This window comes from Halofilum ochraceum (assembly GCF_001614315.2).
Taxonomy (GTDB): domain Bacteria; phylum Pseudomonadota; class Gammaproteobacteria; order XJ16; family Halofilaceae; genus Halofilum; species Halofilum ochraceum.
This window is the reverse complement of the sequence record NZ_LVEG02000008.1, coordinates 248090-256142: the sequence shown is the minus strand read 5'-3', so window position 1 is coordinate 256142 and position 8053 is coordinate 248090. Positions and strand designations below refer to the sequence as shown.

Sequence of the window (8053 nt, the reverse complement as noted above, 5' to 3'; positions counted from 1 at the left end):
TTTTCGCCGAAGGTGAACGCGTGCGTGGCGCGGACACAGGCGTAGGCTGGGTTGAGCGGCAGCGATACCCAACGCATCGTGGTTTCGGTAATCGACATGGGCTCAAGTAGGCGGCGCACGGCCTGTTGGGTTTCCTTCGTCAACCCAACCTACGGGACTGAGGCCAAAGAATCGTGTAGGCCGGCCTTTCCCGGCGCCAGTTGCACGTCAGGCGTGCACCGCTTCATCCCGCCGGGGAATGCCGGCATTGCGCGGTGACATGCCGCGGCCAGTATTCAGCGCAGCGGGCCGCGCAAGGCCGGCCTACGTTCGAGGGCGCAGGAATCGGTCGGCAGGTATGCATCCTGAACCGGATGGCGGTTACGGCGCGCAGCCCGCTCCGTTGCGCGATGGCGGTCAGCGGGCGGCGGCGAGCCAGACGGGTTGGCGGCGGCGACCCCAATGGCCGGGCTGGCCGGCGAAGACGCCGGCGCAGCGGGTGCCGCAGTGCAGGCAGTGGCCGTCGTCGTCGAGATTCCAATCCGAGAGCTGGTACCAGTCGCGGCCGATCAGGCGCGTGCCGCAGCCGTGGCAGTAGGTGCTCTGGCCGGCCTTGTCGTGGGTGTTGCCCGTGTAGGCGTAGCGGATGCCGTGGTCGACCGCGATGCGCCGTGCGCGGGACAGTGTCTCCGGCGGGGTATGCGGATAGTCCAGCATCTTGAAGTCCGGATGGAACGCGGTGAAATGCAGCGGCACGTCCACGCCGATCTCGTCGCGGACCCATTCGACCAGCCGGGTGATCTCCTCGTCGCTGTCGTTCTCGCCCGGAATGAGCAGTGTGGTCAGTTCGAACCACACGTCGGTTTCGAAGCGCAGGTAGCGAATGGTGTCGAGCACCGGCTCCAGCGCCGATCCCGTGAGCTTTTTGTAGAAACGCTCGGTGAACGCCTTGAGGTCGATATTCGCGGCATCCATGCGGGCATAGAACTCTTTGCGCGGTTCCGGGCAGACGTAGCCGGCGGAGACGGCGACGGCCTTGATGCTCCGATCGTGACACGCATCGGCGATATCGATGGCGTATTCGTGGAAGATCACCGGATCGTTGTAGGTGAAGGCGATGCTGTGTGCACCGAGCCGTTCGGCGGCCTCGGCGATCTCCGCCGGCGATGCACTGTCCGCGAGCGTGTCCATCTGCCGGGACTTGCTCATGTCCCAGTTCTGGCAGAACTTGCAGGCGAGATTGCAGCCGGCGGTACCGAACGACAGCACGGAGGTACCGGGCAGGAAATGATTGAGCGGCTTCTTCTCGATCGGGTCGACGCAGAAGCCCGATGAGCGACCATAGGTGGTCAGGACCACCTGGTCGTCCTGGCGGCCGCGCACGAAACACAGGCCGCGCTGGCCCTCCTTCAGTTTGCAGAAACGCGGGCACATGTCGCACTGGATGCGACCGTCATCAAGCCAGTGCCAGTAGCGTGTCGGCACGCCTTCGAGATGTTCGCGGGTCACTTTGCCCCCCGCCCCGGTTCAGGCGGATTTACCCTATGTCCCATAAAAATGGCGGATTTGCCGCAGTTTTCAAGGTTGTTCGCAGAGCGCCGGGAAACGCCCGGGCTGGTCGGCGGGAATCCTGTAGGTCGGGCTTCCAGCCCGACGGATCGGGGGCTCCGAGTGTCGGGCTGACCGATCCGCCGGGAGCGGATCGGCGCGACAGCCCGAAGGGCGTGGCGCATGGAAGCGCCACACAAACCCGACCTACGCCGGTACCGAGCGTTTCCCCTGGTAGAAAACGCAGTGTCCACGCGTGCCGGCGTGTGCCAGCAAGTGCACTGATGCGTTGATTTTTGCGGCAAACGGCTACATTCCATGGGAGAAACGTGGGCATTTCAGGGTGGCATCGATGGGTGACAAAGTACGCGGACCCGCCGTGGCGGGCCAGTTCTACTCCGGGCAGGCGGATGTCCTGCGCAGGGAGGTCGATGCGTTGCTTGGCGCGGCCGATTCCCCGGACGAGCCGGCGCCGAAGGCGATCATCGCGCCGCACGCGGGATTCATGTTCTCGGGCGGCGTCGCGGCGACCGCTTATGCACGTCTCCGCCCGGCCAGCGGCCGGATCCGTCGCGTGGTGGTCCTAGGGCCCTCGCATTTCGTGCCTTTCCGCGGGCTTGCCGCCAGCAGCGCCGAATGGTTCGAGACACCGATGGGACGACTGCGGGTCGATACCTCCGGGCTCGCAACGGTGCTGGACTTCCCCTCCGTCGAGGTCGTCGATGCCGCCCATGCACGCGAGCATTCGATCGAGACCCAGTTGCCGTTCATCCAGCAGGTTCTGGGAAACGATGTGACGATCGTCCCGCTGGTCGTCGGTGACGCGCGGCCGAGCACGGTCGGCCAGGTGCTGGCGGCCCTGTGGGGCGATGAGGAGACCGCGATCGCGATCAGTTCCGATCTATCGCACTTCCACGATGATCGTTCGGCACGGCGACTGGATCAGGCGACCGCGCACACGATCGAAAGCCTGCGCGGCAGCGAACTCCGCGCGGAAAATGCCTGCGGCTTCCTGCCGGTGGCCGGACTGCTGTGGAATGCGCAGCAGCGCGCGGCCACAGTGCATACGCTGGAGTTGAAGACCTCAGCCGATGCCGGCGCACCGCCTGACAGCGTGGTCGGTTACGGCGCCTTTACCCTCCAGGAGCGCGCGGCATGACCGGGGCGGCGCAGAGCCCGCATCTGCAACCCTGGGGTCCCGATCTGCTTGCCGTTGCCGAACGGGCGATCGACCACGGCCTCGCGCACGGCCTGCCGCCGGACCTCGACATCGAAGGCTGGCCGGAGCTGCTGCGGGCGGAGCGTTCCAGCTTCGTTACTCTGAAGACGACCAATGGTCACCTGCGCGGCTGCATCGGGTCGATCGAGCCGCACCGGCCACTGGTTGCCGATATCAACGCCAATGCGTTTGCCGCGGCTTTCGAGGATCCGCGATTCCCGCCACTGCGGAAGACCGAGCGCGCTGGCCTGGCCTGCGAGCTATCCGTCCTCACACGGCCCGAACCGATGGAATTCGCGGATGAGACCGATCTCGTCCAGCGCCTTGTGCCGGGCGTTGACGGCGTTCTCATCAAGGCCGGTACCCGCCGTGGCACACTGCTGCCTGCGGTCTGGGAACAATTGCCCGATCCGCTGGAATTCTGGCGGACGCTCAAGGAGAAAGCGGGCATTGCGCAGGGGATGCTGCCCGACGACCTGGCCGTCTATCGCTACCGCGCGGAGCATATCGGCGGGTGAGCCAAGGGTCTTCGGGTCGCGTATTGGATTGCGGTCCTTGCCGCGGCAGACGTAGGCCGGCTTTTGCCGTCAGGCAACAGCCGGCGGGCCCCGTGTACGGAGCCGTAACCTTGTCTGCCGGCTGGCTCCCTTCGGTCGCAAGCCGGCCTACGTGTTTTGCCTGCAATGGTGAACGGCAGGAACGGGGAACTCGATCGAGAGGTGCCCGTTCGCGGCTGCCGCCGGAACCGGTACCCGATCTATGCAACGACGCCCCGAAGGATTCCGCCCCGCCATCGCGGCGATCGTCGCGGCTCTGCTGGTGACGGCCTGGGTGCTGCGTGCCCCGCCGCCGCCCGCCCAGCGGGATCTGTGCGGCATCTTCGAGCGCCATCCGCACTGGTATGACCATGCCCGTGATGCCGAGGTCCGCTGGGGCATCCCCACTGCCACGCTGATGGCGTTCATCCAGCTCGAATCGGGATTCCGGCGCGGCGCCCGTCCCCCGAGGGAATACCTGTTCGACGTCATACCCTGGAAACGGATGTCGTCCGCTTATGGTTACGGGCAGATCCAGGATCCGGTCTGGGGGGAATACATCGAGGAGCGCCCTGGGATCGGCCGCAGCCGCCGCCATATCGATGACGTGCTCGATTTTATCGGCTGGTACAACCGGGCGACCGTCGAGCGGCTCGGTATCGAGCCGGACAACGTCAAGCACCTCTACCTCGCCTATCACCAGGGCCGAACCGGTTACCGCCGCGGCGACTGGCGGCGCAAGCCGGCGATCGAGAACTACGCCGAGCGGGTGGCCGCTCGCGCGGCGGACTACAGCCGACAGTTGAGCACGTGTGCGGCCCGTTTCGACTGCGACGGTCTGCTGGAATTCGGGCCGTGGTGCAGTGCGTCCGGCCCGGATCGCTCCGGGGCATCGACCTAAGTCGATCAGGGCCCCCTCTTTTGGAGATCTGCAGGCCGGGCTTCAAGCCCTACAGGTCGGTGGCCTCGGCGTGTCGGGCTGGAAGCCCGACCTACGGAATTCTAAGGCCGGCGTAGCAAAGACTGAAGTTCCGACTGGAAGGCCAACCTACGGAATCGTGAAGCGTTGCGTTGGCGGCTTTGCTGAGGATTCTTACCGAACGGAGGCACACTGCGGTGTGCCCCCGTTATCGGTACAACCCTGACGACCTGGAACGCATGGATGATCAGCCGTCGTTGCCGCGGATCAGGAAGTACACGCCGAGCAGCAGCAGGACCACCTGGAATTCCATGCCGCCCATGGGGTGACTCTGGCTGGCGACGAAGCTCCACTGGCCCCAGTGCACCATGGCGATGGCGCCAAGCATGACCGGTGCGACAGCGAGTCCGGACAGGCGGGTGACGAGGTCTCCGAAGCGGCCGCGGAGGGTCGCGCCTGCAATGATGCCGGCGCCGGCGAGGACTTCGGCCAGCGCCACGAGGCCGGCGATCACCACCGGCAGGCCCATCATGCCGGCGAATCCCTCGATACCGGACACGAGGAATTTCTGCAGCCCGTGGAAAAGGAAGACGCTCGCGAGCCCGGCGCGCAGCAGCCAGTGCGCATGCGGCGCGAATGTAGCGGCGATACCATGACCGGAATCGATGCTGCCGTGAACGTGCGTTTGTACCGTCATTGGAATGCTCCCGTTTATTGATTTGGCTGAATCACTTTCGTGTCCCCCTGACACGCTGTGCAGTCTGGCGATTTCCGGAAATGGCGGTAATTCGGTTTTGTACGTACGTGGTACCACGTGCTCGCGGGATCGCTCCGTGGAACCCCGTGCGGGGTTCGCGGTCTGACCGATTCTGAAGAGGCACTCACCGGGGAACCGCCACCAGCGATGAATGAAACGGATGCAACCATGACGCGGGCTGCGGCCCCCGGCATCGGCAGGCTCGCCTGGATCGTGGGGAGCGCCGCGGCCGCGTTCGCCCTCATGGTGCTGTTGGGTCTCGCCGCCCTGCAGTTCACCGCGGCCCAGCCGCCGGTCCCGTTGATCTGGCCCGCCGCGGGGATCGCGCTCGCGTTGACCTTCCGTTTCGGGTGGCCGGCTGCGGTCGGTACCGCGCTCGGCGCCGCCATTCTCCACGGCGCGATCGGTACGCCGCTCTGGCCGGCGCTGGCACTCGGCGCCGTGACCGGCATCGCCGGTATCGCCAGCGCGGCGATCCTGCGCCGGCTGCGCTTCAACCCGACCTTTCCACGGGTGCGCGATGCCATCCTGCTGCTGGCGGTCGGTGGCGGCCTGACCGCGGTCCTCAGCGCTGTCGGCGGGACCATGGTGGTCGCCGGTCTGACACCGGACTTCGCCGCCACGTTCGGCCTGTGCTGGATCGCCGACGCCATGGGCATGATCCTGCTGGCGCCACCGCTGCTCGCCCTGCGGGCACCGCATATGAGTGCGCGCGAGGCATTCGAGGCCAGTGGCTGGGTGATCGCCGGCGTGCTGTTCGTGTATGGCGTCTATGCCGGTGGGCTGTCCGCGCCGGTCGCCCTCGCCTCCTCGTATGCGGTCTTTCCGCTTGTGCTCGCGGTCGCGTTGCGTTTCGGGGCCGCCATCACCGGCATCGCGGTCGCCGCCATCGCCGCCGTGGCGCTGCTGTGTACGGGGCTCGACAAGGGCCCGTTCGCACAGACCAACATGATCGCGAATCTCCTCTCCCTGCATGCCCATCTGGCCATGCTCGGGGTCACCGGCTTGGTCCTCGCCGCGGCCCGCACGGAACGCGACGCCGCCGACGAGCAGGCTCGGGAACACCTGCGAACGCTGGCCCGGGCCGGGCGGATCGATGCGATGAGCAGCATGGCCGCGGGCATCGCGCACGAGGTCAACCAGCCGCTGTCGGCGGTCAACAGCTACGCGCACGCGGCCCAGCGGATGCTGCGCGACGGCCGGCCACCGGACGAGGTCGCCGACGCGCTCGAGCGGGTGGTCAAGGGGAACGAACGGGCGGCCGCAATTGTCCGGCGCGTGCGGACGTTCCTCCGCACCGGCGATGGTGAACGCGTGCGTTCGGACCTGAACACGCTCGCCTGCGAAGCGATCGAACTCACCGTGCCGGAATACCGGCGTCAGCGGGTCAGCTTGACCAGCGATCGGGCATCGCGGCCGCTGATGGTCGAGGTTGACCCGGTCGCGATCCGCCAGGTGGTCGTCAACCTGCTGCAGAACGCCCTAGACGCGGTCCATGAAGCGCCCAGCGACCGCCTGCGCTGGGTGCGGGTGACCACCCGTGCCATAGAGGCGGACCACGAAGCCGAACTCACGGTGGAAGACAGCGGGCCCGGTCTGCCCGCGGAGGAACGGCACCATCTCTTCGAGCCGCTGGTGACCGGCCGCAGCGGCGGCACCGGCCTCGGGCTGGCGATCGTACGCTCGCTGGTCGAGGCGCACGGCGGAACGGTGGAGGCCGGAGATGCCGAGGGTGGCGGCGCCCTCTTCCGGATCCGGATACCGGCAGCGGCAGCGCAAAAGAAGGAGGCGGCATGAGCAGTGAACAGGTCTACATCGTCGACGATGACCCCGACGTCCGTGAAGCGACTTCATTCCTCGTGACGACGGCGGGTTATCCCGCCGAATCGTTCGAGACACCCGAGGAGTTGCTCAACCGGGTCGCCCGGGACAGTGCCGGCTGCCTCATCCTGGATGTCCGCCTGCCCGGAATGAACGGGCTTGAACTGCAGCGCGAACTCGCCGAACGCGAGATCCGCATGCCCATCATCTTCATTACCGGCCATGGCGACATCCCGATGGCGGTCGAAGCCGTCAACGCGGGTGCGCTCGATTTCCTCGAGAAGCCGTTCGACAACGATTCGCTGCTCGCGCGCGTGGAAGAGGCCATCGTGGCCGACCGGGAGCGCCGCACACGCGAGGCCGCGTCCGCCGATATCGACCAGCGGCTGGAGCGGCTGACGCCGCGCGAGCGGCAGGTCATGGAGGGCATTCTCGCGGGGAAACTCAACAAGGTGATCGGCTACGAACTCGAGATGAGTACGCGCACGGTGGAGGTCCATCGTGGCCGCATTCTCGACAAACTGGGCGCGCGCAATGCGCCCGAAATGGTCCGGCTGGTGCTCGCCGGAAACCGTTATCGTGACTGGAGCCCGACGGTGGACGGGAGAGGAAGTCCTGGAGCCTGAGAAGCAGTCCAGTCCGTGTGGTATGGCCTACGGGCGGTTGCTGGATACGACGCGACGCCTTTGTAACCGATTACGGTCTTGCGTCAGGAGACGTGTTGATCGCGAGCAAGCTCGCTCCTACAGGTGCATCCGTACCGCGGTGGCAGAATTCGTGCAGGAGCGAGCTTGCTCGCGATCGTTTCAGAGTTCCAACGGGCCGACCGGCTTTGGCCAAAGGCAACCGCCGGCGGTGCGGGTTTTGGAGGCCCGAAACCGCCGGCTGGCTCCCTTCGGTCGCAAGCCGGCCTACCGCAATGCATCCCTGCGCCGTCTCTCGATCCCTCATTCGGCCGGGTTCTTCACCAGCCGCCCGACCGGACCGCCGATCTCGTAGCCGACGGTCTTGACCTTCGTATCCGGGCGGACGTATTTCACGTCGCCGCGCGGACCCTGGCCACTGACGATCAGCACGCCCGATTCACTGGCTTCGGTCGCCCTGGTTTCGCGGTCGTGTTCGGTGACCATCGCGAACGCACCCTGAGTCGCGAGTGCCGTCACGAATGCCGTGGCGAGCAGTGTGGTCGGAAGGACGAAGTTACGGGTGTTGCGACGATTCTCGGTTTTCATGATGTCGATCTCCTTGGACTGACGTTGTGCCATATGGCAGTT

8 protein-coding genes are annotated in these 8053 nt (G+C 66.2%); 5 read left to right on the top strand and 3 right to left on the bottom strand.

What is annotated here, in order from left to right:
- Window positions 1-396: 396 nt before the first annotated feature.
- Complete coding sequence (gene amrS, locus A0W70_RS10680; protein WP_067562567.1) at window positions 397-1488, bottom strand: AmmeMemoRadiSam system radical SAM enzyme; 1092 nt, start codon at window positions 1486-1488, stop codon at window positions 397-399.
- A gap of 391 nt (window positions 1489-1879) precedes the next feature.
- On the opposite strand from amrS, the gene amrB reads away from it, so the two are divergent.
- The 3 genes from amrB (at window position 1880) to A0W70_RS10665 (ending at window position 4183) form a co-directional block, all read left to right on the top strand.
- Entirely contained in the window at window positions 1880-2686 is an 807-nt protein-coding gene (gene amrB, locus A0W70_RS10675) for an AmmeMemoRadiSam system protein B (protein WP_067562564.1), read from the top strand.
- On the top strand, window positions 2683-3264 hold the full coding sequence (gene amrA / locus A0W70_RS10670) for an AmmeMemoRadiSam system protein A (RefSeq protein ID WP_067562561.1): 582 nt from the start codon (window positions 2683-2685) through the stop codon (window positions 3262-3264). The genes amrB and amrA overlap by 4 nt, the downstream gene beginning before the upstream one ends.
- Before the next feature lie 241 nt (window positions 3265-3505).
- Window positions 3506-4183: a transglycosylase SLT domain-containing protein gene (locus A0W70_RS10665; RefSeq protein ID WP_245675861.1), complete on the top strand. Its 678-nt coding sequence runs from the start codon at window positions 3506-3508 to the stop codon at window positions 4181-4183.
- A 265-nt stretch (window positions 4184-4448) separates the two neighbouring features.
- Here the strand turns inward: A0W70_RS10665 and A0W70_RS10660 are convergent, their stop codons facing one another.
- Window positions 4449-4898: a DoxX family protein gene (locus tag A0W70_RS10660; RefSeq protein WP_067562557.1), complete on the bottom strand. Its 450-nt coding sequence runs from the start codon at window positions 4896-4898 to the stop codon at window positions 4449-4451.
- A 228-nt stretch (window positions 4899-5126) separates the two neighbouring features.
- Between A0W70_RS10660 and A0W70_RS10655 the strand changes: the two genes are divergently transcribed.
- Together A0W70_RS10655 and A0W70_RS10650 are read left to right on the top strand one after the other, a co-directional pair.
- Window positions 5127-6755: a sensor histidine kinase gene (locus tag A0W70_RS10655; RefSeq protein ID WP_175443104.1), complete on the top strand. Its 1629-nt coding sequence runs from the start codon at window positions 5127-5129 to the stop codon at window positions 6753-6755.
- Window positions 6752-7405, top strand: coding sequence for a response regulator transcription factor (locus A0W70_RS10650; protein ID WP_067562550.1), 654 nt, complete (start codon window positions 6752-6754; stop codon window positions 7403-7405). Before A0W70_RS10655 ends, A0W70_RS10650 begins: the two co-directional genes overlap by 4 nt.
- 321 nt (window positions 7406-7726) lie before the next feature.
- Here the strand turns inward: A0W70_RS10650 and A0W70_RS10645 are convergent, their stop codons facing one another.
- Window positions 7727-8011: a hypothetical protein gene (locus tag A0W70_RS10645; protein ID WP_139150827.1), complete on the bottom strand. Its 285-nt coding sequence runs from the start codon at window positions 8009-8011 to the stop codon at window positions 7727-7729.
- Window positions 8012-8053 lie beyond the last annotated feature (42 nt).